The sequence below is a fragment of the Candidatus Syntrophosphaera thermopropionivorans genome, from assembly GCF_004353895.1.
Classification (GTDB): Bacteria; Cloacimonadota; Cloacimonadia; order Cloacimonadales; family Cloacimonadaceae; genus Syntrophosphaera; species Syntrophosphaera thermopropionivorans.
This window is the reverse complement of record NZ_SMOG01000048.1, coordinates 1-1,969: the sequence shown is the minus strand read 5'-3', so window position 1 is coordinate 1,969 and position 1,969 is coordinate 1. Positions and strand designations below refer to the sequence as shown.

The 1,969-nt window shown below is 37.1% G+C and carries 3 protein-coding genes and 1 pseudogene; all 4 read right to left on the bottom strand.

Going from position 1 to position 1,969, the window contains the following annotated elements:
• Positions 1-352 (bottom strand): annotated as a pseudogene (locus tag E0946_RS07115) (TrkH family potassium uptake protein); the annotation flags it as partial.
• Entirely contained in the window at positions 353-991 is a 639-nt protein-coding gene (locus E0946_RS07110) for an adenylate kinase family protein (RefSeq protein WP_133201770.1), read from the bottom strand.
• A gap of 23 nt (positions 992-1,014) precedes the next feature.
• Positions 1,015-1,455: a holo-ACP synthase gene (locus E0946_RS07105; protein WP_243713779.1), complete on the bottom strand. Its 441-nt coding sequence runs from the start codon at positions 1,453-1,455 to the stop codon at positions 1,015-1,017.
• On the bottom strand, positions 1,416-1,904 hold the full coding sequence (locus E0946_RS07100; protein WP_133201769.1) for a methylated-DNA--[protein]-cysteine S-methyltransferase: 489 nt from the start codon (positions 1,902-1,904) through the stop codon (positions 1,416-1,418). The genes E0946_RS07105 and E0946_RS07100 overlap by 40 nt, the downstream gene beginning before the upstream one ends.
• Positions 1,905-1,969: the final 65 nt, after the last annotated feature.

The following is a 1,969-nucleotide window of genomic DNA, read 5'->3' as shown; positions in this document are numbered from 1 at the left end:
CCTCGGAAAAACGGAAAAGTATAAACTGGAGAAAGTAATAGGTCTGACGAATGAGCAATAAGAATATCACAAACTTTGCAGTGTAAACCAGTATGAACAGCCCTACTACTAACATAATTATATCAAAGATAATAGCTCCGCTAATACCTTTTCCTTCTTTTAGAAGTAACCGATTTATAATTGCCAGAGCAAGCAGCAACAAGTTAGCCCAGGCTGTGAAGTTTTCAACCTTAACAAAATTCGCATAATAACTGATAACTGGTTCTAAAAAAAGTACCATTAAGCTCCAGAGAGCCACCAGATAAGCTAAGATTTCTATGGCTTTCTGAACCTGTTGCAATATCTTATTCATTTATTTATTCAGCAATCTCTCAGCTATGTCAGCAATTTTTGCTGCTATTTCTTCTATATCTTCACTGGCATCAATAACAGAAAGTATTCCTCGTTGAGCAAAGAAATTTTTCAAAGCCAGAGTCTGTTCATAAAACTCTTTAACCCTTCGGGAGATAACTTCTGGCTGGTCATCCTGGCGGATTATCAATTCTGCTCCGCAAACATCGCAGAAATTATCTTTTTCAGGTTTATTAGTCCATATATTATAATTTGCACCACAGGCAGGACAAACTCTTCTTGAAGATAAACGAGCAATAGCTTCATTTTCTGCTAGTTCTAAATAGAAGACCTGAAGCACTTCAAAATGTTCAATCAGATACTTAGCTTGAACCAGAGTGCGAGGAAATCCATCAAATACTATCCCTTTTCTCTCTGGATTTAGAGAACTTTCTACTATCTCAAAAACCAGGTCATCAGAAACTAAATCTCCTCGTCCAATAATATCCTGCACCTTTAATCCGAGCTCCGTTCTTTTCATCACCTGTTCTCTTAATAAATCTCCAATATTTATATGTTGAAAATTTATTCTTTCACTCAATAGTTCTGCCTGAGTGCCTTTTCCACTGCCTTGAATACCTAAGAATACGAAACATTGCATATTTACCACCTTATTTGGTGCCATTATAGATCATTATCTCTATTGTCAAGTTTCTCACCTTCCAGAACAACAAAAGCAAGGGCATAATCTCGTTCATGAGAAAGGGAAAGATGAGTTTGATAAACGCCCATCTTTTTCATCAGCCTTAAAGTCCTTCCTTTTATCTTTAGTATTGGATTTCCTTGCTCTTCATTGATAACTTCAATATCCAGCCAATTAACTTTTTCATTCCACCCAGTACTCAGAGCTTTCATCATAGCTTCTTTGGCAGCAAATCGTGCAGCATAGGAAGAAGCCGAATCTGCTTTAGCCTGACAGAATTCTATTTCCCTGGCAGTGAAAACTTGATGCATAAATTCTGAATAGTTTTCCACAAGCTTGCGCACACGCTCTATCTGAACAATATCTACACCAATTCCTATAATCATTTGTCCTTGTTTCTCTTTTCCAGATTTAATAGCCATTCTTTTATCTCAATACTACCAGCATAGCCTTTTAAATCACCATTAGTAGCTAGAACACGATGACAGGGAATGATGATGGCAATAGGATTTTTATGAGCTGCCTGTCCAACTGCTATCGCTGCTTTTGGATTACCTATGGCAATAGCAATATCTTTATAGCTACAAGTTCTTCCATAAGGAATATTTTGCATAGCTTCCCAGACCTTTTTCTGAAAAGGAGTGCCTTCTAAAGCTATTTTTACTGAAAACTCCTTTCGTTTTCCTTGGAGATATTCTAATAGCTGCTGGCAAACTTCTTCCAGGGCAGGAGAAGGATTGGTGCTATAATAAACCTCGGAAGTGAAATTTACTTTCTGAACATAATCACCGGAAGTCTCAATTTCCAGTTTTATATTCTGATAATGCACCCATCCTCTTTGCTGGTATTTAACCTGATTATTTATGTTCATATCTGATTTTCTTTATAAAACGAGAGCCCCGTACTCAAATTTGGGAGTGTGGGGCTCTGATTTTA

Coding starts and splice junctions, on each gene's coding strand:
- E0946_RS07110 (WP_133201770.1), bottom strand. CDS start 991: ATGCAATGTTTCGTATTCTTAGGTATTCAAGGCAGTGGAAAAGGCACT.
- E0946_RS07105 (WP_243713779.1), bottom strand. CDS start 1,455: ATGGCTATTAAATCTGGAAAAGAGAAACAAGGACAAATGATTATAGGA.
- E0946_RS07100 (WP_133201769.1), bottom strand. CDS start 1,904: ATGAACATAAATAATCAGGTTAAATACCAGCAAAGAGGATGGGTGCAT.